The sequence below is a fragment of the Corynebacterium sp. HMSC074A01 genome, from assembly GCF_001831515.1.
Classification (GTDB): Bacteria; Actinomycetota; Actinomycetes; order Mycobacteriales; family Mycobacteriaceae; genus Corynebacterium.
In genome coordinates this window covers 312,714-339,083 of the sequence record NZ_KV825615.1, presented here as the reverse complement: position 1 = coordinate 339,083, position 26,370 = coordinate 312,714, and the positions used below count along the sequence as shown (strand labels likewise).

Below are 26,370 nucleotides of genomic sequence, written 5' to 3'. Positions count from 1 at the left end.
CCACTTTTGCCTGCATGTCCCCACTGATCGCCTTCTTTCTAGGCATTGGCGTCGCAGCGCTCGCCGCACCACTGGTGCAGCGGGCGCTGCGTTGGCGTGAGCGCAACCGCGACTACAGCGACGAGACCAGCGAGGAAACCAGCTCGATTAGCCAGATGTACCACCTGGCCATCCAAGGCTCGCCCACCGGAGTCGCGGTGGTGGAGCGCTCCGGGCGCGTGGCGCTGTCCAACGCGCGTGCGCACGACATGTCGATCGTGCACGACGGGACAGTCAACCCCGAGGTGTGGTCTGTTGCAGAGCAGGTCTTCGAGGACCAGGAGGAGCACCTCTTAAACCTGGACCTGCCGCAGCGCGCCACGGGTAGCCGGATTCGGAACGTGCGCGCGGTGATCAAACCGCTCACGCTCACACAGAACTCCTATGCGGCGGTGTACGTGACCGACGAGTCGGAGAACGTGCGCATGGAAAACGCGCGCCGCGACTTTGTGGCCAACGTCTCCCACGAGCTAAAAACCCCGGTTGGCGGCATGGCGCTGCTGGCCGAGGCGCTGATGGAAGACCCCTCGGACGTGGAGATGGTCGACTACTTCGGCACCCGCCTGCAAAAGGAGGCGCACCGGATGGGGGAGATGATCACGGATCTGATCTCCCTGTCCAAGCTGCAGGGGGCGGAGCGTCTGCCGGACATGTCGCCGGTGCGCATCGACGAGGTCATCGACGACGCGTTAGAGCGCAACCACGTCACCGCCGAGGACCGCGACATCGAGCTCATCCGCGGCGAGCGCACCGGACTGCACGTGTTGGGGGACCGCTCGCTGTTGACTGCCGCGGTGTCCAACCTGGTCTCCAATGCGATCAACTACTCGCCGGACGGCAAACCGGTGAGCGTGACCCAGAAGGTCATGCGGGGCACGGTGCTGCACCTGCGGGTGACCGACCGGGGGATCGGGATCGCGCCGGAGGACCAGAAGCGCGTCTTCGAGCGCTTCTACCGGGTAGATAAGGCGCGCTCGCGCAGTACCGGGGGTACGGGTTTGGGCTTGGCCATCGTCAAACACGTCGTGGCCAACCACGGGGGTAACATCAAACTATGGTCCCGTCCCGGCACGGGATCGACGTTCACCATCGAGCTGCCGATCTTCGACCCGGAGCGTGCTGCCGCAAGTGCTGCAAGTGCCGCAGACGCGGGCGTTGGGGCCGCGCAGCATCCGACTTCGAACTAGGAAGATGTAAGGAACCACAGTGACCACCATTCTCATCGTTGAAGACGAAGAATCTTTGGCTGATCCCTTGGCCTACCTGCTGCAGAAGGAAGGCTTTGACACGCTCGTTGCGCCGGACGGCCCGAGCGCACTGGAGTCCTTCGCCGCAAACGAGGTGGACCTGGTCCTGCTCGATCTCATGCTGCCGGGGATGAGCGGCACGGAGGTGTGCAAGTCCCTGCGCACCACCTCGATGGTGCCGATCATTATGGTCACGGCCCGCGACACGGAGATCGACAAGGTGGTGGGCCTGGAGCTCGGCGCGGACGATTACGTGACCAAGCCCTATTCCACCCGCGAGCTCATCGCCCGCATCCGCGCGGTGCTGCGCCGCGGCGGCGAGGGGGAGCAGGCACAGCCCGAAGACCAGGAAATCCTGGAGGGCGGCCGCGTGAAGATGGACATCGAGCGGCACACAGTGCTTATCGACGGCACGCCGGTCCCCATGCCTCTCAAAGAGTTCGACCTGCTCGAGTATCTGATGCGCAACGCCGGCCGGGTGCTGACCCGCGGCCAGCTCATCGACCGGATCTGGGGCGCGGACTACGTCGGCGACACGAAGACCTTGGACGTGCACGTCAAGCGCCTGCGCACCAAGATCGAGGAGGAGCCGTCGAAGCCCAAGCAGCTGGTCACCGTGCGTGGCCTGGGCTACAAGTTCGAGGCCTAAGCGCCGGTCTCCGCTGCGGGGTGGATGGACTTCGCCTCGCGCGGTGCCTTCGCGCGGGCGGCACAGTGGCGCGCCACAACCTCGTAGGGCTTTTCACCAATCAGCGCGGTGAGCTCGTCCTTCATTGATTGCCACACCGGGGTGGCCGCACCTTCACCCTGCGGGGTGTGGCAGCTGGGGGCGCTGGTGCACCACCAGTCGAAGTCTTCGCCGCCCCCGCCCCACTGGCGACGGTCGTACTCGCCAATGGTGGTCCGCAGAATCTCCTCCCCGTCGGAGCGTTCCTCGTAGGCGTCCTCCCGGGAGAAGGGCACCTGCCAGCACACCTCCGGCTTGGAGCCGATGATGTTGCGGCCTTCCGCCATGGCCCACTGGTGCAGCGCGCAGCCCGGCCCGCTGCCTTCCTTCGTCCGGTTGGCAAAGATGCAGGCACCGTCGACCACGCGGGTCTTGATGTGCGGGCCGTCGTCCTCTTCCTCCGTGTCGTCCCACTCCAGCCAGGGCTCGAGCACGGTCGGGTCCGCGTTGGCGATGTAGGAATCGGTCTCCGCCGGGCGCAGCTGCCAGTACTTTGCGGGCATTTCTGCCACGGCGTTGTAGAGGTCGTCGCGGTCGGTCTCATCGGCGATGTAGGCGCCGTGGATGCAGCAGCCGACGACGGGGAAGCTCTCGTCGATACCCAAGCACTCGGGCGTGCCGAAGCGGCAGGACCAGGTGGATTCCAGCCAGGTCAGGTCCAGGCTGAAGTAGTGGGTGGGGTCGTCCGGGTGGACGAATTCGAACCATTCGCGGGGGAAGTCCGGGGGTGTCTCCCGCCCTGCCAGGATGGATTTTCCGGCGGGGGAGGTGGCGGGAAATCCAAGAAAAACTTCATTGGAGGCTGGTTGATTCACACCTCAACACCGTAGACCCATTACCCTGGTGGTGTGCGATTAGGTGTATTAGACGTTGGCAGCAACACCGTTCACTTGGTGGCGGTGGATGCCCACGCAGGTGGCCGCCCGACCCCGATGAGCGATTGGAAGCAGCCGTTGCGGCTCGTGGAGCAGCTCGATGCGGACGGCAATATTGAGGACAAGGGCGTCGCCAAGCTTATCGACGCCGTGGACGAAGCCCGGGGCTTAGCCGAAAACCTCAAGTGCGACGAGCTGCTCGCCTTCGCCACCTCCGCAGTGCGCTCGGCGACCAACTCCGAGGCCGTGCTGAAGAAGGTGGAGAAGAAGACGGGGGTCAAACTCAAAGTCATCTCCGGCGAGGAGGAGGCCCGCTCCACCTTCCAGGCAGTGCGCCGCTGGTACGGTTGGTCCGCCGGCCGCATCACCAACCTGGACATTGGCGGTGGCTCGCTCGAGCTGTCCACCGGCAGCGAGGAGGTGCCGGACCTTGCCGTCTCCCTGGATCTGGGCGCGGGCCGATTGACCCACGAGTGGTTCGACACGGACCCGCCGGAGCGCAAGAAGATCAATGCGCTGCGCGACTACATCGACGCGGAGCTCGCGGGCCCGGCCGAAAAGTTCCACGCGCTGGGGGAGGTAGGCCTGGCCGTCGGTACGTCGAAGACGTTCCGCTCGCTGGCGCGCCTGACCGGTGCGGCGCCGTCGTCAGCCGGCCCATACGTGCAGCGCACGCTCACCGCGCCTGGCCTGCGCCAGCTGATTGCCTTCATCTCGCGCATGACGGCGGCCGACCGCGCTGAGCTGGAGGGCATCAACGCGGATCGCTCCCACCAGATCGTTGCGGGGGCCCTGGTCGCGGAAGCCGCCATGCGTGCCCTTAATCTTGATAAGTTAGAGATCTGTCCTTGGGCGCTGCGCGAAGGCGTCATTCTGAAGCGGATTGACCAGGGACTCGCCCCAGGAGATGACGAAGGAGACCACGCCTAATGTCTGAGGATCAGCAGCTGACAGTAGCGGAGCTGCTCGCCCGGGCCCAGAAGGATAACCCCGAGGCGGGCAAGCGCCGTCGGCGTCGCCGGAGCTTGGAAGAGGGCGGCGTCTCGGTTGCTGAGCTCACCGGCTCCCTTAAACGCGTGGACGCTCGACCGCCCGAGCCGAAGCACTCGAGCGTGCCGATCGACCCGCCGGAGGAGCAGGCTAAGGATAAGGCTTCTGGTGCAGCTTCTGGTGCAGCTTCGGCCCCGCGCGAGGTAGAGGTGGAGAAGGTAGAGGTGAAGCGCCCGGAGCAATCCGCGGCCGCAGACTCCGCTGAGCCTTCGGCACCTTCTGCTGACGAGACCGCAGTCCTACCCAAGGTGGGCCCCGGTGTCTCCCGCCCGGTCAAGATCGCGCCGGAAAAGTCCGCGGCCGCAGACTCGGCAGACACCAAAAAGTCCGCCGCCGCAGACTCGGCCGCGCCTGCTGCACCCAAAAAGTCCGCGACCGCAGACTCCGCGGATGACGCAGACGATACGATCAACCCGATCATGCTGGTGCTGCTCGTCTTCTTCGGTCTCATCCTCGGCGTGCTGGGTTTTTTGGCGTTCCAGTGGATCTGGGCGAACGCTGCGACTGCCGTGGCTGTCATTGCCGGCATCGTCGCCGTCGTCGCGGTGATCTTCGGCGTGAAGGCGCTGCGCACTGGCAACGACGCGCTGACCGTGACGATGGCGGGCATCGCCGCCGCGGTCATGGCTTTCGGCCCGGCCCTGATCTAGCGGGCGCGATACCCCCCTTTCACCCTCCGCCGAGCGCGTGCTTGGTCGGAGGGTTTACGCTGTGCTGCATGGAACAGAGCACTACCGGACAACGAGCAGACGTCGAAGAACAGCCCGAGGTGGCGGCGAAGGACGCCGAGCAGCCCGCCGAGCCCGCGTTTCGCGGCCAGATCGCGATTATCGGTGCGGGGAGCATCGGTGAGTCCCTTCTTGCGGGTTTGGTGGCCAGCGGGATCGACCCGAAGCGCATCACGGCGACGAACCGCACGGCGGAGCGCGGCCAGGAGCTGGCCGAGCGCTACGGCGTGCAAGTCACGGATGACAACAACGGTGCTGTCTCGGAGGCGGACGTGGTCTTTCTGTGCGTGAAGCCGTACCAGATCCTCGAGCTCCTCGACGAGGTGAGCACCGACATCGCCGAGGCGGACACTCAGCCGGTGCTGGTGTCGATGGCGGCAGGCATTTGCCTGCACGCGATGGAGGAAGCGGTCTCCTCGGCGGGCGCGCCAATCGTGCGCGTGATGCCGAACACCCCGATGCTGGTGGGCAAGGGCGTGCTTGCCGCTGCCTTCGGCCGCTTCGTCGACGACGAGCAGCGCGCGCAGATCGCGGAGCTGCTTTCCGCCGCGGGCACCTTCGTGGAGGTCGAGGAGCACCAGCTGGATGCGGTCACCGCCCTGTCGGGTTCGGGCCCGGCCTACTTCTTCTTGCTCGCTGAGGCGCTTGTCGACGCCGGCGTGTCCCTCGGCCTGAGCCGCGACCTCGCCACCCAACTCGCCTCCGCCACCGCAGCGGGTGCAGGCGCGATGCTGGAGGAGACGCCGGACCCGGCGGCGCTGCGGGCGGGCGTGTCCTCGCCGGCGGGCACGACCGTCGCGGCGATCCGTGAACTGGAGGAGTCGGGCCTGCGCGGCGCGCTCTACCGAGCGACGGAGGCCTGCGCGGAGCGTTCGGCGGAGATGGGGCGCAAGTAGCGCGTCAAGGCGCGTAAACCCCACCTTTCACACGAGTGTGTTGGGGTCGACTGAAAACACTCTGAAAAATTTTGGCACTTGAGTCGCATTCGGCCCTGGTTTCACGATAGGGTGGTTCAAGCACGTGCGTGTTCGTCCTGTGGGAGGGGAAGCCTACAGCGCGACCGTGCTGAAGGGTTATATATTTCATGGCAAACGAAGATAAAGGTAAGTTTCTGACAGTCGCAGAGGTCGCGGAGATCATGCGTGTTTCGAAGATGACGGTGTACCGCCTGGTGCACTCCGGCGAGCTGCCGGCAGTGCGCGTGGGCCGTTCTTTCCGCGTGAACGAGACCGCGGTCAACGAGTACCTCGAGTCCTCCGTCTACGACGTGGGGTAGAATCACTGCGCGAAGCGCTACCAACACCTCCGGCGTCGGGTGCCCACTAGTCATGGGGCCTGGCGCCGGATTTTTGGTGGCGGCAGGCCGCGCGGTATGCTGTCAACCACTGAAGTTGGCGCGCGCCCGGCAGAGCGTGCACCTCGTGCTGGCCCGCTAGCCCCGTTTTATGCGGGGGTGGTGGTCGCGCTGACTCGCACTGTACGTACACAAGAAACGAGGAAGCCCCATGGGTTCTGTTATTAAGAAGCGCCGCAAGCGCATGTCCAAGAAGAAGCACCGCAAGATGCTCCGCCGCACCCGCGTGCAGCGTCGTAAGCTGGGCAAGTAAGCCTTATGATTTGCACCCGTCCCATTTGTTGGGGCGGGTGTTTTGCTGTGCGCGTGAAAATGTCGACATCAGTGCGGGGCCGATTTCCGGGTTAAGTAGCAAAAAGTGTGTCCGGTCGGCGTGTCGTCGGCCGAACACTTTGCTTGCTATTTCATGGGGCCTTTTCTGATTCCTATCGAGTGGTTGTATTCGGGGGTTAAGTAGCAAAATGTGTGTCCGGTCGGCGTGTCGTCGGTCGGACACTTTTTGTGCTATTTCATGGGGCCTTTTCTGATTCGTATCGAGTGGTTGTATTCGGTTGGGATAGCGTTGTCGTAGAAGGCTGGTCGTCCTGTTTCTTGGTCGGCTTTGTTGTGGTCTTCTTCGGCAAGATCGTTGACTTTGGCGAGTTGGTCTTGTCCGAAATTGCACTGCCTGGCGATCGTGAGTGGATCGTCAGGTCCGTCTAAGAGTCTCACGCGGGTGCAACGGTGAGGGGTGTAGAGAACGCACGGTGGGCGGTTGCGAATAAGTGACCACGCTGGCAGCCGAGAGGTACGAGCGATGAAAGATCAGCTCGAGCATTAGCGAACGTACTGACGTCGCTTTATTAGGTGTACTGACCGGGTACGTTGCGGGCACGCCGGTTCGGCGCACCGCCACAGCCGCTTGCGCCACACCAGCAGCACCGGCCGCCCCGCCGAGGGGATGTCACGCACCAGATGCTCACGCCGGCCGCGGGCCACCGCGACCACCCCGCACCGCGGGCACCCGGTCACCGACTCGGAGGTCTCCACCAACAGCTCCAGCTCACCGCCGTACTCACCGGCGGCAAGCACCACCAACCCCGAGATGCCGAGCATCGCAGCGGGCAGGACGGTAGCCTCAACACTCACCTGGGACTCCTCTCGATCCGTTGCTTGGTCGCTACGAATCGTGGAGTCCCAGGTCCGTCTTCACCAGCCCAACCCGGTCAGCGCGTCGCAACCCGGCTACCACGCTTGGTGAGGAAGATCTGCTAACGTGGTTCGGCGACGGCCCGGGCACGTCCTTGTTCCTAACCGTCGTGCGCTGGGGTCCGCGTGGACCGCTCGGCCAGCGTCCATCCAGTCAGGAGGCAGTCAGCAGATGTTCGACGACAACGGCTCATTCCTACTCGCCATGTTCGAGTTCTTCATCTTCTTCGCATGGTTCATGTCCCTGTGGTGGATCTTCGGAGATCTCTTCCGCAGCAAGGACCTCGGCGGCTTCGCGAAGGCGCTGTGGGTGGTGTTCATCGTCGCGCTGCCGTTCATCGGAATGCTCGCGTACCTGCTTGTTCGAGGTCGGGGGATGACCGACCGCGCGGCCGAGGCGCACCAGGAGCTCCAGCAGCGGCAGGAGGAGTACATCAAGTCCGTCGCCGGCGGCTCCGCCGGATCGAGCCCGACCGATGAGATCGCCTCGGCGAAGGCCCTTCTCGACTCGGGAGCGATTACCCAGCAGGAGTTCGACCAGATCAAGGCAAGGGCGCTCTCCTCGGTCTGACCCTGGTCCGCTCACTCGCCAGCCGCAGCGTCGCGGTCCGAGGGCGAAGAAGTACCGTTCTAATGACAACACCCCGCAGGGAAACCTGCGGGGTTATTTTTGGGTTAAGGGTCCCCCGATTTCCCGTTTGCCCAGGTCGCTAAATGGTCATACGTGGAATCTTTCACGCCTCGCCTGGAGCCGCACAAATCCGCAAACAACAGCAACCACACCAGCCACGCAGGCCCCAAGCACTGCGCGGTTGCGCGCTAGCTTGCGCAGCGGCCGGTACTCGCGGATCGCCCAGCCGGCCTCGCGGGCGTGGCGGCGCAGCGCACGATCCGGGTTGATAGCCACCGGCGAGCCGACCATGCCCAGCATCGGCAGGTCGTTGATGCTGTCGGAGTAGGCGGTGCATTTTGCCAGGTCGAGGCGCTGGATGGCGGCGAGCGCGGCGACCGCGTGCCGCTTGCCGGGCCCGTGCAGGATGTCGCCCACGAGCCGGCCGGTAAACACGCCGTCCTCCTCTTCCGCGACGGTGCCGAGCGCGCCCGTAAAACCGAGCCGCTCGGCGAGCGCCTGGCCGATCTGCACGGGCGTCGCAGACACCAGCCACACCTGCTGGCCTGCGGCGATGTGCATGGAGGCCAGGTCGATGGTGTCCTGGTAGGCCTTGCTGACCATCTGGCGGTCGACGATTTCGCGGCACAGCGACTGCAGCTCGTTGACAGATTTGCCCTTGACCAGGCTCAGCGCGTGCTCGCGCCCGGAGACGATGTCCTCGTGGCTTTCCGCCCCGCGCAGCCGGAAGCGCAGCTGCTTGATCAGGGCGGGGAAGAGCTCGCCGGCGGTGATGAAGCGACGCTTGGCCAGCCCCTCGGCAAGCAGGATCAGCGAGGAGCCCTGGATGAGCGTGTTGTCCACGTCGAAGAAGGCGGCGGCTTCGGCGTCCTGCGGTACGTCCGGGTCGGGCGGGGTGATCTTGGATGCGCCCGCGGTGGCGAACGCCCCGCCGACGGAGTCGACGCCGAGGGCGAAGTCGTCGATGGTCAGGCCGAAGGTTTCCTCGACGGCGGCGGCTGCGGCTGCTTCGCCGGCGGTGCGCTGCGCTTCGTCGTCAAGCGGGGGCACGGCGAGATCCTCGATGAATCGCCGCAGGTTGCCGTGGGAGACGGACCACGCGGCGAGCAGATCGCCGTGTTCGCTCATGTCCTCACCTTTCGCTGTACCTTTCGCTGTGGGTGTTAGCTTGGAACATCGTACCGCTTGGTAGGCAATCAGTCAGGAGGAAGCGGATGGGCAAGCATGTGGAGCTGATGGTGCGCGAGGGCTGCGGCTCGTGTGTGCGCGTGGCGGAGCAGATTCGCCCGCTGGTGCGCGAGTGCGGCGCGGAGCTTTCGCTTGTCGACGTCGACTCGGACCCCGAGCTCGCCGCCGAGTACGGCGACCGCGTCCCCGTCGTGGTGATCGACGATGAGGAGTTTGCGTGCTGGGAGGTCGACTCGGATGACCTCGTCGCGGAACTGAACTCGTAGCGGGGTATCCTTTAGTTTGATTTTCTTGGCCGCGGAAGGGCTGACTGGAGTGATTGTGTGAGTGTGCTCGTCGTAGGGATGTCGCACCGTTCTGCGCCGGTGGCGCTGTTGGAGCGCCTGAGCATGGACGAGACGGTGCAGCACGATACCGCCGCGTCGCTGGTGAAGCAGCCATCGTTGACCGAGGCGATGATTATTTCCACCTGCAACCGGCTCGAGGTCTACACGGTGTCCACGGCCTTCCACTCAGGTGTGGAGGACGTGCTCGGCGTGCTCGCGGAGGTCTCCGGTGTACCGGAGGCTGAGCTGCGCGGCTACCTGTACGTGCGCTACGCCGACGCAGCCGCGGAGCATATGTTCACCGTGGCCGCGGGCCTGGACTCGATGGTGGTGGGCGAGCAGCAGATCATCGGCCAGGTGCGCGCCTCCTACCTGGATGCGGCGGAGCGTGGCACGGTGGGGCCGACCCTGCACTCGCTGGCGCAGACGGCGCTGCACACGGGCAAGCGTGTCCACTCGGAGACCAGCATTGATGACTCGGGTGCTTCGATGGTCACCTTCGCCCTCGACGAGGCCCGCCGCATCCTTGACATCGAGGACTTTCAAGGCCGCACCGCGCTCGTGCTGGGTGCCGGGGCGATGAGCTCGCTGGCCGCCACGCACCTGGGCAAGCAGGGGATTGACCGGCTGATCATCGCCAACCGCACGCGCTCGCGCGCAGAACGGGTGGCGGAACACGCGCGCGAGGCGGGGGTGGCCGCCGAGGTGGTGGACTTCAACGCCCGCGCAGGCGCGATCAGCCGCGCCGACATCACGGTGTCCGCGACCGCCTCGGACGACTTCACCATCACCCCGGAGGACCTCTCGGGCCCGACGATGCTGGTGGACCTGTCGCTGCCGCGCGATATCGATGACGCGGTGACCGAGCGCGAGGGCGTCCACCTCGTCAACATCGAGTCCCTGCACGCCTCCTTGCGCGATGCGGACAGCGAGGATTCGCGCGCCCTGGTCAAAGCCGAGGCGATCGTGCGCGAGGAGGTGGACGCGTTTAGCTCCGAGCAGCGCGTCCGTGAGGTCGCGCCCGCGGTCACCCGGCTGCGCCGGACCGCCAACGAGGTCCAAGAGCAGGAGCTCGAGCGCCTGCGGGCGCGTCTGCCCGAGCTTTCCGAGGAGGAATTTGGGCAGGTCGCCAGGGCGGTGAAGCGTGTCGTCGATAAGCTTTTGCACACGCCGACAGTGAAGATTAAGGAGCTGGCCGCCACCTCTGAGACGGTCAGTGTGGAGACCGCGATTGAGGAGCTCTTCGGGCTCGGCCGGTCGTCGGTGGCCGTGGACGCGCAGCGTTTGCCGCGACCGGAAGAACTGAACGCGAAGGAGAAATGATGCTGAAGATTGGAACCCGCGGATCCCACCTCGCCACCACGCAGGCAGGGCACGTGCGCGACGCGCTCATTGCAAACGGGGTCGAGGCCGAACTGCACATCGTGACCACCGCGGGCGACGTGAACATGTCCCCGGTGGAGCGCATCGGCGTCGGCGTGTTCACCACGGCGCTGCGCGAAGCGCTCGCTAGCGGCGAGGTGGACATGGCCGTGCACTCCTTCAAGGACCTGCCCACCGCTCCGGATACGCGCCTGCACCTGGTCACCCCGGAGCGCGAGGACCACCGCGATGCGCTCATCGCCCGCGACTGCCTCACCTTCGAGCAGCTGCCGCAGGGGGCAAAGGTGGGCACCTCCGCGCCACGGCGCGTTTCGCAGCTGCGCGCGCTGCGTCCCGACCTGGACATTCGCCCGCTGCGTGGCAACATTGAGACCCGCATGAGCTACGTGGAGCGCGGCGAGTTCGACGCGATCATCCTGGCGTATGCCGGCCTTAGCCGCGGCGGGTACGCGGACCGCGCCACCGAGGTCTTTGACCCGGACACGCTGGTGCCTGCCCCGGCGCAGGGGGCGCTCGCCGTGGAGTGCCGCGCCGACGACGCGGACAACGTGCGCGCGCTCGACGCGCTCATCGACGAGGACGCGACCGCGTGCGCGGCCGCCGAGCGACAGGTGCTCGCCACGCTACAAGCAGGTTGCACCGCGCCGGTTGCGGCGTACGCCACGCGGAAGGAAAACGGAGAGCTGACCCTGCGCGCCGGGGTGTTCGCGCTCGACGGAAAAACCCAGCTCGTTGAGACCGTGACCGGCACCGATGCCGTCGAGGTGGGTGCTCGCGCAGCCGAGGCGCTGCTCGCTCGCGGTGCCCGGGCACTGATGGAATAGTGTCACGAGTTTGGTTTTCAGCGGTCTTCCATCTTAAGGTGTAGTTACCATACGTCGGATAGCCCCGACGCAATTGGGGGCCACACAGCGCACCGGAAGGTGTGTGCGGGTGGCTCCTTGCATGCTGCGCGCTTTTCGCGTGCGCACGTGTGATACGCCGGGGCCACTATTTTTCGCGCCTTAGAAAAGATCGTTCTATGACATTGCCCTCGATTACGCCCCCGCCGGGGAAGGTCATCTTCGTCGGTGCGGGACCGGGCAACCCTGACCTGCTCACCGTGCGGGCTCGCGAGGTGATGGAAAACAATTCTATCGCCCTCGTTGATCCGGAGGTCGCTCAGGGTGCCCGAGACGTCGTCGCTGCCGCTTTGCCTGTGCCGAAGGCGAAGATGGACGCAGCCGACGAAGCTTATGCACGCCTGGTTGCTGAAGCGAAGGAGGCAGGTGCACGTCGTAAGCCGCCGCGCCCCGAGGACCCGACCGCGGCGGAGATCGAGGAGGTCGCGCTGTCCGGGGAGGCGATCGTCGCAAAGCTGCAAGCAGCGCTTGACGAGGCCGCTGCTGCCATCGAGCGCGGCGAGGCCGGCGACGGCGACGTGCTCCGGCTCGTGCGTGGCAACCCGCTCACCCGCGACCAGGTCATGGAGGAGATTTCCGCCGTGGCCGCCGCCGGGCTGGAGTTCCAGGTGGTGCCGGGGATGAGCCTGCCGTCGACGGTACCCTCCTTTGCAGGCATCGCGCTGGGCTCGACGTACACCGAGGCCGACCTGAGCCAAGAGGTGGATTGGGACATGCTCGCCGCCGCGCCCGAGCCGCTGGTGCTGCAGGCGAGGAAGGAGCAGCTGGGTGAGCTCGCCGAGCAGCTGCTCGCGCGCGACATGTCGCCAGCCACGCCGGTGGCCGTGACCACCAACGGCACGACCCGCCTGCAGCGCACCTTCGACGCCACGCTGGAGACAGTGGGCAAGCTGGATGCGGAGCTGCCCGGTTCGCTGGTGGTTACAGTGGGCACCGTGGCTGATGATCGTTCGAAGTACTCCTGGTGGGAAAACCGTCCGCTGTACGGCTGGCGCGTGCTCGTGCCGCGCGCGAAGAGCCAGGCGGGCCCGATGAACGCTCGCCTGAGCTCTTATGGCGCGATCCCGCAGTCGGTGCCGACGATTTCGCTGGAGCCGCCGCGCAACCCGGCGCAGATGGACCGCGCGATCAAGGGCATCGTGGAGGGCCGCTACCAGTGGGTGCTGTTCACCTCCGTCAACGCGGTCGACGCGGTGTGGAAGAAGTTCGAGCAGCTGGGCCTGGACGCCCGCGCCTTTGCCGGGGTGCACCTGGGCGCGGTAGGGCAGAAGACCGCCGACGCGCTGCGCGCACTCGGCATGTTCCCGGAGCTGGTGCCGCACCGCACGAAGCAGAACGCCGCGGGCATGGTGGAGATCTTCCCCGAGTACGTCGAGGACATTGACCCGGTCTCCCGCGTGCTGCTGCCGCGCGCCGACCTTGGCACGGACGTGCTGGTTGACGGCCTGGTGGAGAAGGGCTGGGAGGTCGACGACGTGGTGGCCTACCGCACGGTGCGCGCCGCCCCGCCGGCCCCGGAGACCCGCGACATGATCAAGACCGGCGGCTTCGACGCGGTGTGCTTTACCTCCGCGTCCACGGTGAAGAACCTCGTGGGTATTGCGGGCAAGCCGCACCAGCGCACGATCATCGCCTGCATCGGCCCGTACACGGCCGAGGAGGCCAAGGCGCAGGGCCTACGCGTGGATGTTGTGCCCGAGGTCGCCGATGTGCCCTCGCTTATCGACGCCCTGGCGGACCACGTCGCCTCCCTCCGCGCTGCCGGCCAGCTGCCGCCGCCGCGCAAGAAGCGCCGCATCCGTCGGAAAGCAGAGCCGGCGAAAGCCTCCGGCGAGTAGGAGCGAAAAGGTGCGGGGCCTATGATGGGGGCCATGTCTGACTACGATTTGCCCCGCCGCCCCCGCCGCCTCCGCCAGAACCCCGCGATGCGAGCGTTGACGGCGGAGACGCGCCTGCACCCGGCGGATTTCATCCTGCCTATGTTTGTCGCCGACGGCATCGAGGACAAGCGCGAGATCGCGTCCATGCCCGGCGTCTACCAGCACACCACCGACACGCTGAAGGCCCTGTGCCACGAGGCGCTCGAGGCCGGCGTGAAATGCGTCGACCTGTTCGGCGTGCCCCGTGATGAGGATAAAGACGCCACCGGCTCGGTCGCGTGGGACGAGAATGGGGTACTCAACCGCAACCTGCGCGCCCTGCGCGAGGAATTCGGCGACGACCTGCTGATTATGGCGGATACCTGCCTCGACGAGTTCACCGACCACGGCCACTGTGGTGCGCTGAGCACCGACCGCAACGGCCACGAGATCGTGGACAACGACAAAACCCTGCCGCTGTACGCCAAGATGGCCGTCGCGCAGGCCGCGGCCGGTGCCCACATCGTCAGCCCCTCGGGCATGATGGACGGCCAGATCGCGGTGATCCGCGACGCGCTGGATGAGGCCGGCTACCAGGACGTCTCCATCATGGCGTACTCCGCCAAGTACGCCTCCAAGTTCTTCGGTCCCTTCCGCGATGCGGTGGGCTCCTCGCTCACTGGCGACCGACGTACCTACCAGCAGGACCCGGCGAACATCCGCGAGTCGATCCTGGAGACGCAGCTGGACATCGACGAGGGTGCAGACTTCGTCATGGTCAAGCCCGCCCTGCCGTACCTGGACGTGCTGCGCGAGGTCGCCGACATGTCCCCGGTGCCGGTGGCGGCATACCAGGTCTCCGGCGAGTACGCGATGATGGCCGCTGCCGGGCGCAACGGCTGGATCGACTTTGAGGAGACGATGATGGAGTCGCTGGTGTCGATCAAGCGCGCCGGCGCGGACCAGATCCTCACCTACTACGCCATCGAGGCAGCAAAGGAAGTTCGGTAACGCCTATGGTGAGCCTCCCGCCACACAACCCGCAGTCGCCCAGCCACATCGCCCCGGCGGCGGCGCCGCAGCCTGACCCGCAGGGGAAGAAGGGCGCGCCGCCGGAGGCGGTGCGCTTCATGCTCACCTGCTGGGCCGTGATGATCGCCGGGGAGCTGCTCCACCAGATCCTCACCGTCGTGGTCACAGTCCTCGACCCGGCGGCGCTGCGCGAGAGCGCGAAGCAGGCCGCCGAGGGCCGGGGCGAGGAGCTAAGCGACGCGATGCTCACCTTCGGCATCTACGGTTCGGTGGTGCTCATGGCGCTGATCCAGCTGGTCATCCTGGGCGTGTTCGCTTACGCGCTGCGGACGGTGGCTAAGCGCGGGAAGTGGGCGTCGAACGCGCGCCGCCTGCTACAGATCTTCGCCGCCTTCTTTGGGCTGCGCGTGTTGACCCTGTTTATGATGACGCCGGCCTCCGCCACTGTGCCGGTGGCGCTCTACGCCGCGGACGGGGTGATCCAAATCATCCTTGGTGTCGCGGGCGTGCTCGGGCTGGTTTACTCTACCCGGAAGGAATCGGTGGACTGGGTGGAGCCGAAGAAGACACACGAGCCCAGCGGAGATGGTGAGTAAGGAGCGCACATGGCGGGAATGTTTCCCACCTTCGTTGCTGACCCCAACGACAGGAACCGGCGTTTTCACGGGAAGGTAGGCCCTACCTGGCCCGCCAGCCTGCGCGCCGCCTACTACGTGGCTCTCGCCGGTGCTGTATTGCTCTTGCTGACCGGCATGCTCATGCTCGCCAGCGGCGCACCGAAGGACGCGGACGCGGAGTTCGCGCAGGCTTTTACTACCAACATGCGCATCGTCGCTGGGCTGGATATCCTGCTCGGGCTGACCATCGCCGGGTGCGCGGCCTTCTTCGAACGCGGCGCGAAGGCTCCGCGCCGCGTCTTCGCCGCGGCGGTCGCCGTTGCCGTGTTTGTGAACATGGCCGGCTTTTTCATCGGCGTGGCAGGCTGGGCCGCTTTTGCGGTGACCCTGGTCTTGGTTGCCGCCCTGTTCTTGGCGTTCCGCCCGGCGGCGAACGCGTACGTGGACGAGCGCAGCGGTGACCTCTGGCGCAGCGTGGAAGGGTAAGAAAAGGAAGTGTCTGCAGAACAGCACGCCGCGCTGGAAGAATCCATCGACGCCGCCCGCGAGGCGGCGCGCGAATGCGGCATCGACTTAGATACCCCGCGCATCGGCGCGGACGGCAACCCGCAGTATCCGAACACCTCCTACGCCTTTGAGATGGAGGGGCTGGAAGACGCCCCGCAGCTCAAAGACATTGAGGAGGAACTCGAGGCGCTCGAGGGGGTCTCGGCGCGCCTGGTGTACAGCACGAAGACCGCCTGGGTGACGGTGCCTAGCACCACACCGATCGTGGAACTGGAGGACGTCTTCGCCCGCTTCGGGGTCACGGCCAAGCTCACCGACTCCACCCTGCGCCGCAGCGTGCTCGGCCGGGCGGCGGCGACGCGACCCAGCCCACGCCGCAGCGTGCGGGGCTTAAGCGGCCGTCGCCGGAGGCTGCGCCGCGACGAACAGCTGAGTCTGCGCCGCGCCCGCGCCCAAGGATTCGTGCGCAGCTCAGGCGAGGCGGCGCGGCGCCTGCGCGAGCGCGAGGACGTGCTCTTTACCGCCCGCGACCTGGTCACCCCGCTGCGCATGTGGGTCGCGGTCCTGCTCACCCTGCCGGTGCTGCTGCTCACCTACGTCTCCGCGCTTCAATTCGACGGGTGGCACTGGCTCTGCTTCGCGCTGACTACTCCGGTGGCGCTGTGGTGCGCGTTCCCCTTCCACCGCGCGATGGCCGGCGGGGTGCGACGCGGCATCTCGGCCCTGGACGGCGCGAGCTCGATTGCGATTCTCGCCTCCTACGTCTGGTCCGCCGCGGTGCTCGTGTTTACGGACGTCGGCAAGCTTTCTTGGCGCAACTACGGCGGCTGGCTCCCGCTGCGGATGGTGGAAGAACCGGCGCTGTTCTTCGAGGTCGCCTGCGCGGTCACCTCGCTGCTGCTCGTCGGCCGTTTCTTCAGCATGCGCGTGCGCCCGCACCTGCAGCAGGAGCTTTCCGTGCGCGCGCCCGGCGCAGAGTCGGAGTACATGGTGCGCCGCCGCTCGCGCAGCGGCAAGGTGATCGAGGAGCCGCTGCCGGCCGCAGAGATCAACCGCGGCGACGACATCGTCATCGTCCCGGGCGCGATCATCCCGGCGGATGGGGAGGTCGTCGGTGGTTCGGGCCTGCTCGAGCCAGAGCTTATCGACGCCCACGAGTCCCGCAAGCTCAAAGTCGGCAGCAAAGTCTACGCCGGCTCCATCTTGCGCAAGGGCAAGGTGAAGATGCGCGTCTCCCGCGTGGGCCACGCCACCCGCTTGTCCACGGTGAACCGCTGGCTTGAGCGGGCCTCGCACCACCAGAACGCGACCACGATGATCTCTACTCAGGCGGCGAGCATGCTCATTCCGGCGGCCTATGTGCTGGCCGTGCTGGACTTCGGCATGTGGTGGCTGCTCACCGGTAACTTAAACGCCGCCTTTGCCACGGCCCTGGCGATCCTCGCGGTGGTGGCACCGGTCGCACTTGCCATCTCCACGGCGCTGGCGATCCGGCTGGGCATTGAGTCTGCGGCGCGAAACGGCATCCTCGTGCGTGACGGTTCGACCTTCCGCATCCTGGAGGCCACCGACACCGCGGTGTTTAACCGGGTAGGCACACTGGTGGAGCCGACGATGACGGTGGAGACGGTCACCGCCGAGTACGGCGAGGACCCGGACCTCGTCTTGTCCATCGCGGGTGCGCTGTCGGTCGAGTCCGATCACCCCTCCTCCCGCGCGCTGGTCAAGGCGGCACGCGAGGCGCGCGACAAGCGCGACAAGGACGACGGCGGGCCGAGCTGGATCGAGCTGACCCAGGAGGACACCACCCCGGACGGCTCTGTGCGCGGCCGCCTGACGCTGACCTACGAGGATCAGCACACCGAGAACCTCGAGGCGATGCTGTGGCGCCCGACGAACCTTTCGCAGCTCAAGGGTCGACTCTCGCTGGCGGCAACGGCCGGGGGCACACCCGTCGTGGTGCGCTGGAAGGGTCGCGACCGCGGAGTCATCACCCTGTACGACCCGCCGAAGGAGGACGCGATCTCGGCGATCGACCGACTCGAGTCCATCGGGGTAGAAACCGTGATGCTCACCCGCGACACCTACCCGGTGGCGCGCCGCTTCGCCGACTTCCTGGGCATCTCCAAGGTGCTCGCCGGCATCACCGCGCCGGATAAGCCCCACGCAGTGCGTTCCCTGCACACGAAGGGCGCGACCGTGGCGATGGTGGGCGACCACTCCGCCGCGCGCACCCTGCGCGTGGCCGACGTGAGCATCCTGTACGCGGACGACTCCATCCTGGGCGCCGAAATCGGCAAGGTGGATCAGCTGTGTAACGTGCTGCTCATCCGCCGCGATGTGACCGCGGTGCCGCAACTGGTGGAACTCGCGCGCCGGGTGTGCCGCACGATCGACTCCAACATGCTGGTCGCCTGGACGTACAACCTGGTCGCGGTGCTGCTCGCCATCGCTGGTGTGCTGCCTCCGGTGGGTGCGACGGCGCTGATGTTGGGCAGCTCTTTAGCCATCGAGTTGCGTTCGGTCCGCGTGCGTCATTTCCCGGCCTAATTTTTCCCGCGTAAGCTGGGGGACCATGACCAGACGCGACCTTTCTTCTGCCCCGTTCATCGAGGCCGCCAACGGCCGCACCCCCTCGCGCACCCCGGTGTGGTTCATGCGCCAGGCCGGCCGCTCCCTGCCCGAGTACCGCAAGGTACGCGAGGGCATCCCCATGCTCGATTCCTGCTTCATGCCGGAGCTGCTCGCCGAGATCACGCTGCAGCCGGTGCGCCGCCACGACATGGACGCGGCGATTTTGTTCTCCGACATCGTGGTGCCGCTGAAGGCGGCCGGGGTGGGCGTGGAGATCGTGCCGGGTCGTGGGCCGGTGATGGAGCAGGCGATTGCAACGCGTGCGGACGTCGATAAGCTGCCCGTGCTCGACCACAATGTGGACGAGGTGGCCAAGGGCATCGAGATCATCCTCGACGAGCTTTCCGACACCCAGGCCCTGATCGGGTTCGTGGGCGCGCCGTTCACGCTGGCCAGCTACCTCATCGAGGGTGGGCCGAGCAAGAACCACGAGAAAACCAAGGCGATGATGCACGGCGATCCGGAGACCTGGCACGCGCTGATGCGCCGCCTCGTGCCCACGATCACTGCCTTCCTGCGCACGCAGGTCGACGCCGGCATCGACGCGATGCAGCTCTTCGACTCCTGGGCCGGCTTCCTCACCGAGGCCGACTACCGCGAGCACGTCCTGCCGTACTCGGTGGAGATCCTCAAGGAAGTCGAGGGCGTGATCCCGCGCATCCATTTCGGCGTGGCCACCGGCGAGCTGCTCGGCGCGATGTCCGAGGCCGGCTCCGAGGTGATGGGCGTGGACTGGCGCGTGCCTCTCGACGTCGCCGCGACCCGGTTCGCCTCCCCGCGCGTTTTGCAGGGCAACCTTGACCCCGCGATGCTCTTCGCTGGACCGAAAGTGGTGGAAGAGGAGGTCCGCCGCATCAAGGCGGAGGCCGCCCGCGCCATCGAGGCGGGCAACGCCACCGGCCACATTTTCAACCTGGGCCACGGCGTGCTGCCGACCACCGACGCCGGTGCGATCACCGACGCCGTCGCCATGATCCACGAAGCATAAAAGTAAGGAGCGCTCCATTGAATATCGCCATCGTCGGTGCAGGCCTTGCCGGGCTGACCGCAGCGTATGAGCTGCGCGATTCCGGCCACACCGTGGACGTCTACGAGGGCAGCGACCGCATCGGCGGCAAGCTCTACACCGTGGCCTTCGACGGCGGGCCGACCGACATGGGCGCAGAAGCCTTCATCGCGCGTCGCCCAGAGGCCAAGCAGCTTGTCGACGAGCTCGGGCTCGCCGACTCCCTCGTCAGCCCCTCCGGCCTGCGCTCGCTGCTCTACGTTGACGGCGAGACCCGCGCGATGCCGGCCGGCGGCGTGATGGGCATCCCGTCTACCTCGGAACCGGTTTCACACCTGGTGAGCGAGGAAACCGCGCGGCGCATCGACGAGGAGGGGCAGCGCGAGGGCTTTGCGTGGACCGTCGGCGGCGATATGAGCGTCGGCGCCCTGGTGCGCGATCGCTACGGCGACGACGTGGTGGACAACATCGTGTCCTCCCTGCTCGGCGGCGTCTACTCGTGCACTGCGGACGACCTGGGCGTGCGCGCCACCGTGCCGCAGCTGGCCGAGGAGTTCGACCGGCTCGCCGCCGACGGCCCGGTGCACCTGTCCACCGCGGTGGCCAACCTGGAGGCGGCGCGCAAGAAGGCCGCTCCCTCATCCGGCAAGCCCGCGCCGATCTTCGCCACCTTCCGTGAGGGCTACCAGGAACTTTACGAAGCGCTTGCCGAAAAGTCCGGCACCAACATCTACGTCGACGCGTTCATCTCCGCGATCACCCGCGAGGGCGAGGGCTACCGCCTCAAGGGCGGCGAGGACACCGTCTACGACCGCGTCCTGCTCGCCACCCCAGCACCGACGACCGCGCTGCTGCTGCGCGGCATCGCCCCGGAAGCGGCCGAGACGCTGCGCGCCGTCAAACTGGCCAACTCTGCCGTTGTCGGCCTGCGCTTCGCCACCGACGAGGGTCTGCCCGAAAACTCCGGCGTTCTCGTCAGCACCGACGCCGAGGACGTCCACGCCAAGGCGTTCACCCTGTCCTCGCGCAAGTGGCCGCACCTCGCGGAGCGCGGCGGGGCCCTGGTGCGCGCCAGCTTCGGCCGCTACGGCGACACCGTGGCGATGACCGCCAGCGAGGACGACCTCGTGGACTGGGCCCTCGACGACCTACAGACCATCACCGGCTTCGACGGCCGCGCTGCTGGCGTGGAGGAGATCTTCGTGCAGCGCTGGTTCGGCGGCCTGCCGCGCTACGACGAAACACACCTCGCCACGGTGGCCAGCGTCAAAGACGCGCTCGCGGATGTCCCGGGCGTTGGCGTCGCCGGTGCCTGGGTCGCGGGCGTGGGCGTGCCCGCTGCGATCGGCAACGCGCGAGAGGCGGCCCGCGGGTTGGTGTAGGGGGTCGGCGCTATTTGACGAACACGGCAGGTCGAACAACCCGATTTTTTGGACTTGTTCGTCAAGGTGTGTTCGTCATTTAGCCCAACCACCGACGCAACCTACCCCAGCGGCTTGCCCTGCTGCTCCGGCAGGACGAACGCCGCTGCCGCCGCCACCGTGAACGCGGCGGCGAAGACCGCGAAGACGCCGGCGTGGCCGCCAAACGCCAGCACCGGCGGGACGATGAGCGGCGCGAGAATAGAGCCGACACGCCCGAAGGCCGCGGCAGCGCCGGTGCCGGTGGCACGGATCTGGGTGGGGTAGAGCTCGGGGCCGATGGCGTAGAGGGCTCCCCAGGCGCCCAGGTTGAACAGGGAGAGCAGGCAACCGGCGGTGATGATCTGCCAGGGCACCGCAGCGAACCCGTACAGCCCGGCGGAGACGGCGGAGCCGGCGAGGAAGACGGCGAGGGTGGTGCGGCGTCCCCAGACCTCGATGAGCCAGCCCGCCAGGGCGTAGCCGGGCAGCTGGGCGAGCGTGATGATCAGGGTGAAGCTGAAGGAGCGGACGAGGCTGAAGCCTTGGTCGACAAGCAGTGAAGGGATCCAAGTAAACGCACCGTAGTAGGCGAGCGAGACGCAGAACCACACGGTCCAGAAGGCAGCGGTGCGGGCGCGCAGCTCGGGGCTCCAGATGTGGGTGCTGGTGCTCACAGACTCATCCGGAACCGAGACACTGGCCAACTGATCCGGAGCCACGCCCTCCTCGAAGCTGCGCACGACCGCCTCTGCCTCTTCCTCGCGGCCGCGCGATTCGAGGAAGCGCACCGATTCTGGCAGCTGCATGCGCACGTACAGCGCATACGCAGCAGGAACAGCGCCGAGCGCCAGGCCCCACCGCCAACCGTTTTCGCCCTCGGCGACGACGAAGGTGCCGATGATCGCGGCCAGGATCCAGCCCGCCGCCCAGAACGCTTCGAGCCACACCACCATGCGTCCGCGCACTTTCAGCGGCGCGAACTCGCTGACCAGCGTGGAGGCGACGGGCAGCTCCGCGCCGAGCCCGAGGCCGGTGAGGAAGCGGAAGACGAGCAGGACGGCCACCGAGCCAGCCAGCGCGGAGGCGCCCGTGGCCACGCCGTAGAGCAGCAGGGTGATGGCGAAGACGTTGCGCCGCCCGATCTTGTCGGCGGCGAGTCCGCCCAGGGAGGCGCCGATGGCCATGCCGATGAAGCCGACGGACGCGATCCAGCTGGTGGTGGTCTTCTCCAGATCCCAGTGCACGGCGAGCGCGGCGATGACGAAGGAGACGAGCCCGACGTCCATCGCGTCGAGTGCCCAGCCGATCCCTGATCCGAACAGGAGTTTTTTGTGCTTGCGCGTGACGGGGAGCCGGTCGAGGCGTTGCGTGCGGGTAAGTGCCTGTGTCATGGAGGAAACTCTAGACCACACCTTGGGCGCGGCTGGGTAACGACTGCTAATCTGCTGGTATGAAGAAGCATCTGGGACTCGTGTTGGCCGCGACCTGCTCGGCCACAATCATGGTGGCACCGCAGGCGGCGGCGGAGCCAGTGACGCAGGAGCGCTGCGTCGCGCTTATCGACGCCGTGCAGGACGCCACCGGCGCACAGCGCACCGCCGAGGACACCGAGCGTGCAGCGCAGGAGGCACTCGCGCAGGCGCAGCGCGACGTCGACGCAGCCGAGCAGGAGCGCACCGCCAGCGCGAACATGGTCGCGGATGCCGAGCGCGCGCTTGACGCCGCGACCAAGGAGCGTGATGCGGCAAAGGGTGCGGTGCCGGAGGGGGTGACGGTGGCGTCGGCAAGCAAGGGGCTCGAGGACGCGAAGGCGGGCGCGGAAGCTGCGCGAACCGCGCTCGAGGAGAGCAAGGCTGAGGCGAAGGCGCAGTTTGATCGCGGCTCGCTCGGGTTCTTTGAGGCGATGGGGGCCGACGATGCGGTCGCCGAGCTGCACACGGACTACCGCTACCCCAAGCAGGACCCGTTTAGCGGGCAGACCGGGTACCGCATCGCTGACGACACGCGCATCGGTGCGGCTGACGACGCGACGCATCTGGACAACATGAAGGCAGCGATTGCATGGCTGCCGGAGGCGAACGAGCTGCGGGAAAGCGACGGACAGCCCGCGCTGCCGGTCGCGGATGTCCTGATGGCGCAGGCGCAGGTGAACATCAACTGGTCGCAGCAGCTGCCGCGCGGGCACTCGGATAACGGGTGGGACAACCTGTCGTGGAACTACGAGAATCCTTTCGACGGGTGGTTCCACCGCGAACGTCCGATCTACTTCGAAGCGCAACAGCAGGGTAGGGATCCGTTCTCTGCAGGCGCGGGCCACTACATGGCACTGGTGAACCCTGACATGCGCGCGACGGGCTTTGCGGTGAACACGGAGGAGTTCTACCACGACGGCTACCCGTGGACCGTGGCGCACGCGCAGACCTTCGCCTACGACCAGAAGCCGGAGACAACGTATTCGGTTGCGGAGTACACCGAGCGCTTCAACACCTACTACGACGGGCTCGTCCACGCCATCGAGCATGGTGACGCGGCCAAGCGTCAGGCGCTAGACGAGCGCGAGGCCGAGGTGACCGACGCGCAGCAGATCCTCGAGGCGGCCTACGCGCTGGACGCGGCGGAGCAGATCGTGACTACGCGCGCCCAGGAGCTCGCCGCCGCGAAGGAAGCGCAGCCCGCCCGCGAGGCTGCGGCCGCGGAAGCACTTAATGAGGCGAAGCAGGTCGTAACCACGCGCGCGCAGGAAGCCCAGGCAGCCCGCGCTGCCGCCGCCGAGGCCCGCGCGAAGACCGAGGCAGCCCAGTCCGCGTACCAGCCGGTGAAGCAGGAGTGCGCGAAGCTGACCGGCGCGGACAAGGACGGCTCTTCGACCGGTGGCATCATCGCCGGGGTGGTACTTGGCCTGCTCGCAGTAATCGGGATTGTGGTGGCGCTGAACCCGGGGCTGCTCCCGCAGTTCTAACAAGCAGTTCTAACAAGCAGCGCGCAAATAGGTAGACTTCCTGCCTATGTCGAGCGAGGAACACACCGGCCCACAGGCGGAGCAGGAATGGTGGGAGCAGCCAGGCATGCCCTGGAACGAGAAGCCCACCAAGGCTGACTATTGGTGCCTGGGCTGGTTCGGTTTCGTCGGCCTGTTCGGGCTGGCGATGATCCCGCTGCGCGCCTGGCTACTGGGCCTGGACCCGCCGATTCTTCTGGCGGTGACGGGCTCGCGGATTGGTGCGGCGTCGACGGGCGCGTTGGCGTCGGTAGGCGAGGCCCAGCACTGGCTCTTCTACCTGCTCATTGGCTCGCTGGTAGCGATTAAGTTCGACTGGATCTACTGGTGGGCCGGCAAGCTATGGGGCCGCGGCATCCTGGAGGTGCAGGCCCAGAATTCGAAGCGCACCGCGAAGAATATTGCGCGGGTGGAGCAGTGGGCGATGAAGCTGGGTTGGCTGGGCATCTTCCTGGCGTACGTGCCGATCCCACTGCCGATCGCGTTTGTGGTGTTTGTGCTGATGGGCATGACAAACATGCCGCTGTGGAAGTTCTTGGTGCTGGACTTCGTGTCCAAGACGATCTGGTCGCTGGGCTACTTCGCGCTGGGCTGGTCGATTGGCGAGCCGGTGGTCTTCGTGCTGGAGCAGTACGCGCGGGTGGCGAATTGGATCGCGATCGGTCTGCTGGTTGTCATCTTCATTGGCATCTTCCGCAGGCAGGGCAAACAAGCCAAGTAAGCCGAATGGCCTAGGATTGGCGGGTATGACTACTTCGGCCAAGTACCCAACGTCCGCTCATACCTCCCGCTCCGCCGCGCTGTGGGAGCGCGCGCAGCTGACCACGCCGGGCGGGGTGAACTCGCCGGTGCGCGGCTTCGGCTCCGTGGGCGGCCAGACGCGCTTCATTGAGAGTGCGCATGGCAGCTCGCTTATCGACGTCGACGGCAACGCCTATGTCGACCTCATCAATTCTTGGGGGCCGATGATCCACGGCAATGCGCACCCGGAGATCCTCGCGGCGGTCGAAGAGGCGATGGCCAAGGGCTTGAGCTTCGGTGCGCCGACTGAGGCGGAGGTAGAGATCGCGGAGATGATCGTGGGCCGTACCTCGGTGGAGGAGGTGCGCATGGTCAACTCGGGTACCGAGGCGACGATGTCGGCGGTGCGCCTGGCGCGCGGCTACACGGGCCGGTCCAAGATCATCAAGTTTGACGGCTGCTACCACGGCCACGTCGACGCGCTGCTCGCCGCTGCAGGCTCGGGTATTGCGACGTACTCGCTGCCGGACTCGCCGGGCGTGACCGGCGCGCAGGCCGCAGACACGATCGTGGTGCCGTACAACGACATTGAGGCGGTCAAGGCCGCGTTCGCGGAGAACGAGGGCGAGATCGCCGCGGTGATCGCCGAGGCGGCAGCGGGCAACATGGGCACGGTCGCCCCGCAGGACAGCTTCAACGCGAAGCTGAAAGAGGTGGCGCACGCCAACGGCGCGCTGCTCATCCTGGACGAGGTGATGACGGGCTTCCGCACCTCGTATGCCGGTTGGTACGGCGTGGACAACGTCGCCGGTGACCTGACCACCTTTGGCAAGGTCATCTCGGGTGGCCTGCCGGCAGCTGCCTTTGGCGGCCGCAAGGAGATCATGGAGCGTCTCGCCCCGAACGGCCCCGTCTACCAGGCGGGCACCCTGTCCGGTAACCCGGTGGCGATGGCCGCGGGCATGGCCTCGCTGCGCTTGGCCTCGGAGGACATCTACCCGGTGCTGCAGCGTAACGCGGACACGCTGGCGAACATGGTCTCGGCAGCGCTGGAGCGCGAGGGCGTGGCGCACCACGTGCAGCGCGCGTCGACAATGCTGTCCTTCCGCTTCGCCGAAGGCGAAGGCCGCAACTTTGCCGACATGAAGGCGGCGGATACCTTCCGCTACGCCCCGTTCTTCCACGCCCTGCTGGACAACGGCGTGTTTGCCCCGCCGAGCCCGTTCGAGACCTGGTTCGTCTCCACCGCGCTGACCGACGAGGACTTCGGCCGCATCGAAGAAGCCCTCGTGCCTGCGGCCAAGGCCGCCGCGCAGGCGGTGGCGCCGAGTGAGTAAAACCACTGTCCACCTCGTGCGCCACGGCGAGGTCTACAACCCGAAGAAGGTACTCTACGGGCGCATGCCCGGCTACCACCTAAGCTCGCGGGGCCGCTCGATGGCGGCGGTGACCGCGCAATTCTTCGCCGGGCGCGACGTGACCTACCTGGCGGCGAGTCCCTTGGAGCGCGCCCAGGAGACGGCCGCGCCGATCGCGGAGGTCACCGGGCTCGAGATCCAGACCCGCGAGGACATTATCGAGGCGGGCAACACCTTCGAGGGCCTGCGCACGAAGGGATGGCGCAGCCAGCTTCTGCACCCGGTGCGCTGGCGGCACATGCTTAACCCCTTCGAACCGAGCTGGGGCGAGGCCTACGTGGATATCTGCGAGCGCATGTGCGCCGCGGTAGAAGATGCCCGAGACAAAGCGGAAGGCCACGAGGCGGTGATGGTGAGCCACCAGCTGCCCATCGTGATGGTGCAGCGCTACGTGCAGGGCAAACGTCTTGCGCACGCGAGCCGCGAGTGCGATCTGGCCAGCGTGACGTCACTTGTGTTTGACGGCGACGTTGTTGTTGACTGGTCGTATACCACCCCCGCCGAGAAGATTTGAGAG

The 26,370-nt window shown here is 66.6% G+C and carries 26 protein-coding genes and 1 pseudogene; 22 read left to right on the top strand and 5 right to left on the bottom strand.

What is annotated here, in order from left to right:
- The first annotated feature begins 14 nt into the window (after window positions 1-14).
- On the top strand, window positions 15-1,226 hold the full coding sequence (locus HMPREF2550_RS05345; protein ID WP_070790130.1) for a sensor histidine kinase: 1,212 nt from the start codon (window positions 15-17) through the stop codon (window positions 1,224-1,226).
- 19 nt (window positions 1,227-1,245) lie between these two features.
- Complete coding sequence (locus HMPREF2550_RS05340; RefSeq protein ID WP_070764539.1) at window positions 1,246-1,935, top strand: response regulator transcription factor; 690 nt, start codon at window positions 1,246-1,248, stop codon at window positions 1,933-1,935.
- Here the strand turns inward: HMPREF2550_RS05340 and HMPREF2550_RS05335 are convergent.
- Window positions 1,932-2,828: a DUF3109 family protein gene (locus HMPREF2550_RS05335; protein ID WP_070790128.1), complete on the bottom strand. Its 897-nt coding sequence runs from the start codon at window positions 2,826-2,828 to the stop codon at window positions 1,932-1,934. The genes HMPREF2550_RS05340 and HMPREF2550_RS05335 overlap by 4 nt on opposite strands.
- A gap of 33 nt (window positions 2,829-2,861) precedes the next feature.
- On the opposite strand from HMPREF2550_RS05335, the gene HMPREF2550_RS05330 reads away from it, so the two are divergent.
- From HMPREF2550_RS05330 to HMPREF2550_RS11835, 5 genes are all read left to right on the top strand, one after another.
- Entirely contained in the window at window positions 2,862-3,818 is a 957-nt protein-coding gene (locus tag HMPREF2550_RS05330) for a Ppx/GppA family phosphatase (protein ID WP_070764541.1), read from the top strand.
- Window positions 3,818-4,588 (top strand): phage holin family protein, encoded by a 771-nt coding sequence (locus tag HMPREF2550_RS05325; protein ID WP_070790127.1) that lies wholly within the window; start codon window positions 3,818-3,820, stop codon window positions 4,586-4,588. Before HMPREF2550_RS05330 ends, HMPREF2550_RS05325 begins: the two co-directional genes overlap by 1 nt.
- 68 nt (window positions 4,589-4,656) lie before the next feature.
- Window positions 4,657-5,562: a pyrroline-5-carboxylate reductase gene (gene proC, locus HMPREF2550_RS05320; RefSeq protein WP_083319784.1), complete on the top strand. Its 906-nt coding sequence runs from the start codon at window positions 4,657-4,659 to the stop codon at window positions 5,560-5,562.
- 188 nt (window positions 5,563-5,750) lie between these two features.
- Window positions 5,751-5,942 (top strand): helix-turn-helix domain-containing protein, encoded by a 192-nt coding sequence (locus tag HMPREF2550_RS05315; RefSeq protein WP_038588022.1) that lies wholly within the window; start codon window positions 5,751-5,753, stop codon window positions 5,940-5,942.
- Window positions 5,943-6,171: 229 nt separating this feature from the next.
- Window positions 6,172-6,273 carry a 30S ribosomal protein bS22 gene (locus HMPREF2550_RS11835; protein WP_003855542.1) on the top strand — a complete coding sequence of 34 codons (102 nt, stop codon included), beginning with the start codon at window positions 6,172-6,174 and terminating at the stop codon, window positions 6,271-6,273.
- 251 nt (window positions 6,274-6,524) lie between these two features.
- On the opposite strand, the pseudogene HMPREF2550_RS11830 reads toward HMPREF2550_RS11835, so the two are convergent.
- Both HMPREF2550_RS11830 and HMPREF2550_RS05310 read right to left on the bottom strand, forming a co-directional pair.
- Window positions 6,525-6,713 (bottom strand): annotated as a pseudogene (locus HMPREF2550_RS11830) (IS256 family transposase); the annotation flags it as partial.
- 123 nt (window positions 6,714-6,836) lie between these two features.
- Complete coding sequence (locus HMPREF2550_RS05310) at window positions 6,837-7,148, bottom strand: transposase family protein (RefSeq protein ID WP_007000757.1); 312 nt, start codon at window positions 7,146-7,148, stop codon at window positions 6,837-6,839.
- 232 nt (window positions 7,149-7,380) lie between these two features.
- On the opposite strand from HMPREF2550_RS05310, the gene HMPREF2550_RS05305 reads away from it, so the two are divergent.
- Window positions 7,381-7,779 (top strand): SHOCT domain-containing protein, encoded by a 399-nt coding sequence (locus tag HMPREF2550_RS05305; protein WP_038592207.1) that lies wholly within the window; start codon window positions 7,381-7,383, stop codon window positions 7,777-7,779.
- A 147-nt stretch (window positions 7,780-7,926) separates the two neighbouring features.
- Here HMPREF2550_RS05305 and HMPREF2550_RS05300 read toward each other — a convergent pair whose 3' ends face one another.
- On the bottom strand, window positions 7,927-8,967 hold the full coding sequence (locus tag HMPREF2550_RS05300; RefSeq protein ID WP_070790126.1) for an HAD family hydrolase: 1,041 nt from the start codon (window positions 8,965-8,967) through the stop codon (window positions 7,927-7,929).
- 86 nt (window positions 8,968-9,053) lie between these two features.
- On the opposite strand from HMPREF2550_RS05300, the gene HMPREF2550_RS05295 reads away from it, so the two are divergent.
- The 10 genes from HMPREF2550_RS05295 to HMPREF2550_RS05250 all read left to right on the top strand — a co-directional run bounded on the left by HMPREF2550_RS05295 (window position 9,054) and on the right by HMPREF2550_RS05250 (window position 20,675).
- Window positions 9,054-9,293, top strand: coding sequence for a glutaredoxin family protein (locus HMPREF2550_RS05295; RefSeq protein ID WP_070764544.1), 240 nt, complete (start codon window positions 9,054-9,056; stop codon window positions 9,291-9,293).
- Between the two features lie 57 nt (window positions 9,294-9,350).
- Complete coding sequence (locus tag HMPREF2550_RS05290) at window positions 9,351-10,676, top strand: glutamyl-tRNA reductase (protein ID WP_083317140.1); 1,326 nt, start codon at window positions 9,351-9,353, stop codon at window positions 10,674-10,676.
- Window positions 10,676-11,560: a hydroxymethylbilane synthase gene (hemC, locus tag HMPREF2550_RS05285; protein ID WP_070764546.1), complete on the top strand. Its 885-nt coding sequence runs from the start codon at window positions 10,676-10,678 to the stop codon at window positions 11,558-11,560. The genes HMPREF2550_RS05290 and hemC overlap by 1 nt, the downstream gene beginning before the upstream one ends.
- Before the next feature lie 197 nt (window positions 11,561-11,757).
- The gene (locus HMPREF2550_RS05280) at window positions 11,758-13,476 is read left to right on the top strand and encodes a bifunctional uroporphyrinogen-III C-methyltransferase/uroporphyrinogen-III synthase (protein ID WP_070764547.1); all 1,719 of its coding nucleotides are present in this window, start codon (window positions 11,758-11,760) and stop codon (window positions 13,474-13,476) included.
- A 24-nt stretch (window positions 13,477-13,500) separates the two neighbouring features.
- Entirely contained in the window at window positions 13,501-14,508 is a 1,008-nt protein-coding gene (gene hemB / locus HMPREF2550_RS05275; protein ID WP_070790226.1) for a porphobilinogen synthase, read from the top strand.
- A gap of 5 nt (window positions 14,509-14,513) precedes the next feature.
- The gene (locus tag HMPREF2550_RS05270; protein WP_083317141.1) at window positions 14,514-15,125 is read left to right on the top strand and encodes a hypothetical protein; all 612 of its coding nucleotides are present in this window, start codon (window positions 14,514-14,516) and stop codon (window positions 15,123-15,125) included.
- Between the two features lie 9 nt (window positions 15,126-15,134).
- Window positions 15,135-15,632 carry a hypothetical protein gene (locus HMPREF2550_RS05265; protein ID WP_070790125.1) on the top strand — a complete coding sequence of 166 codons (498 nt, stop codon included), beginning with the start codon at window positions 15,135-15,137 and terminating at the stop codon, window positions 15,630-15,632.
- A gap of 9 nt (window positions 15,633-15,641) precedes the next feature.
- On the top strand, window positions 15,642-18,203 hold the full coding sequence (locus HMPREF2550_RS05260; RefSeq protein ID WP_070764550.1) for a heavy metal translocating P-type ATPase: 2,562 nt from the start codon (window positions 15,642-15,644) through the stop codon (window positions 18,201-18,203).
- Window positions 18,204-18,228: 25 nt separating this feature from the next.
- Window positions 18,229-19,275, top strand: a complete 1,047-nt coding sequence (hemE, locus tag HMPREF2550_RS05255; RefSeq protein ID WP_070790123.1) for a uroporphyrinogen decarboxylase — start codon at window positions 18,229-18,231, stop codon at window positions 19,273-19,275.
- A gap of 17 nt (window positions 19,276-19,292) precedes the next feature.
- Complete coding sequence (locus tag HMPREF2550_RS05250) at window positions 19,293-20,675, top strand: protoporphyrinogen oxidase (protein ID WP_070790121.1); 1,383 nt, start codon at window positions 19,293-19,295, stop codon at window positions 20,673-20,675.
- 101 nt (window positions 20,676-20,776) lie between these two features.
- Here HMPREF2550_RS05250 and HMPREF2550_RS05245 read toward each other — a convergent pair whose 3' ends face one another.
- Window positions 20,777-22,087 (bottom strand): MFS transporter, encoded by a 1,311-nt coding sequence (locus HMPREF2550_RS05245; protein ID WP_070763434.1) that lies wholly within the window; start codon window positions 22,085-22,087, stop codon window positions 20,777-20,779.
- Window positions 22,088-22,146: 59 nt separating this feature from the next.
- On the opposite strand from HMPREF2550_RS05245, the gene HMPREF2550_RS05240 reads away from it, so the two are divergent.
- Genes HMPREF2550_RS05240 through HMPREF2550_RS05225 form a run of 4 tightly spaced genes read left to right on the top strand, consistent with a single transcriptional unit; the run spans window position 22,147 to window position 26,367 of the window.
- Window positions 22,147-23,655, top strand: coding sequence for a CAP domain-containing protein (locus HMPREF2550_RS05240; RefSeq protein ID WP_141760526.1), 1,509 nt, complete (start codon window positions 22,147-22,149; stop codon window positions 23,653-23,655).
- A gap of 46 nt (window positions 23,656-23,701) precedes the next feature.
- Window positions 23,702-24,415 (top strand): DedA family protein, encoded by a 714-nt coding sequence (locus HMPREF2550_RS05235; protein WP_038588055.1) that lies wholly within the window; start codon window positions 23,702-23,704, stop codon window positions 24,413-24,415.
- A gap of 25 nt (window positions 24,416-24,440) precedes the next feature.
- Window positions 24,441-25,772 (top strand): glutamate-1-semialdehyde 2,1-aminomutase, encoded by a 1,332-nt coding sequence (hemL, locus tag HMPREF2550_RS05230; RefSeq protein WP_070790117.1) that lies wholly within the window; start codon window positions 24,441-24,443, stop codon window positions 25,770-25,772.
- Complete coding sequence (locus HMPREF2550_RS05225; protein WP_070763427.1) at window positions 25,765-26,367, top strand: histidine phosphatase family protein; 603 nt, start codon at window positions 25,765-25,767, stop codon at window positions 26,365-26,367. Before hemL ends, HMPREF2550_RS05225 begins: the two co-directional genes overlap by 8 nt.
- Window positions 26,368-26,370: the final 3 nt, after the last annotated feature.

What these genes read in the sequence shown, in the direction of transcription:
- HMPREF2550_RS05345 (WP_070790130.1), top strand. Translation starts at nt 15, where the DNA reads ATGTCCCCACTGATCGCCTTCTTTCTAGGCATTGGCGTCGCAGCGCTC.
- HMPREF2550_RS05325 (WP_070790127.1), top strand. Translation starts at nt 3,818, where the DNA reads ATGTCTGAGGATCAGCAGCTGACAGTAGCGGAGCTGCTCGCCCGGGCC.
- proC (WP_083319784.1), top strand. Translation starts at nt 4,657, where the DNA reads ATGGAACAGAGCACTACCGGACAACGAGCAGACGTCGAAGAACAGCCC.
- HMPREF2550_RS05315 (WP_038588022.1), top strand. Translation starts at nt 5,751, where the DNA reads ATGGCAAACGAAGATAAAGGTAAGTTTCTGACAGTCGCAGAGGTCGCG.
- HMPREF2550_RS11835 (WP_003855542.1), top strand. Translation starts at nt 6,172, where the DNA reads ATGGGTTCTGTTATTAAGAAGCGCCGCAAGCGCATGTCCAAGAAGAAG.
- HMPREF2550_RS05305 (WP_038592207.1), top strand. Translation starts at nt 7,381, where the DNA reads ATGTTCGACGACAACGGCTCATTCCTACTCGCCATGTTCGAGTTCTTC.
- HMPREF2550_RS05300 (WP_070790126.1), bottom strand. Translation starts at nt 8,967, where the DNA reads ATGAGCGAACACGGCGATCTGCTCGCCGCGTGGTCCGTCTCCCACGGC.
- HMPREF2550_RS05295 (WP_070764544.1), top strand. Translation starts at nt 9,054, where the DNA reads ATGGGCAAGCATGTGGAGCTGATGGTGCGCGAGGGCTGCGGCTCGTGT.
- hemC (WP_070764546.1), top strand. Translation starts at nt 10,676, where the DNA reads ATGCTGAAGATTGGAACCCGCGGATCCCACCTCGCCACCACGCAGGCA.
- HMPREF2550_RS05280 (WP_070764547.1), top strand. Translation starts at nt 11,758, where the DNA reads ATGACATTGCCCTCGATTACGCCCCCGCCGGGGAAGGTCATCTTCGTC.
- hemB (WP_070790226.1), top strand. Translation starts at nt 13,501, where the DNA reads ATGGGGGCCATGTCTGACTACGATTTGCCCCGCCGCCCCCGCCGCCTC.
- HMPREF2550_RS05270 (WP_083317141.1), top strand. Translation starts at nt 14,514, where the DNA reads ATGGTGAGCCTCCCGCCACACAACCCGCAGTCGCCCAGCCACATCGCC.
- HMPREF2550_RS05265 (WP_070790125.1), top strand. Translation starts at nt 15,135, where the DNA reads ATGGCGGGAATGTTTCCCACCTTCGTTGCTGACCCCAACGACAGGAAC.
- hemE (WP_070790123.1), top strand. Translation starts at nt 18,229, where the DNA reads ATGACCAGACGCGACCTTTCTTCTGCCCCGTTCATCGAGGCCGCCAAC.
- HMPREF2550_RS05245 (WP_070763434.1), bottom strand. Translation starts at nt 22,087, where the DNA reads ATGACACAGGCACTTACCCGCACGCAACGCCTCGACCGGCTCCCCGTC.
- HMPREF2550_RS05240 (WP_141760526.1), top strand. Translation starts at nt 22,147, where the DNA reads ATGAAGAAGCATCTGGGACTCGTGTTGGCCGCGACCTGCTCGGCCACA.
- HMPREF2550_RS05235 (WP_038588055.1), top strand. Translation starts at nt 23,702, where the DNA reads ATGTCGAGCGAGGAACACACCGGCCCACAGGCGGAGCAGGAATGGTGG.
- hemL (WP_070790117.1), top strand. Translation starts at nt 24,441, where the DNA reads ATGACTACTTCGGCCAAGTACCCAACGTCCGCTCATACCTCCCGCTCC.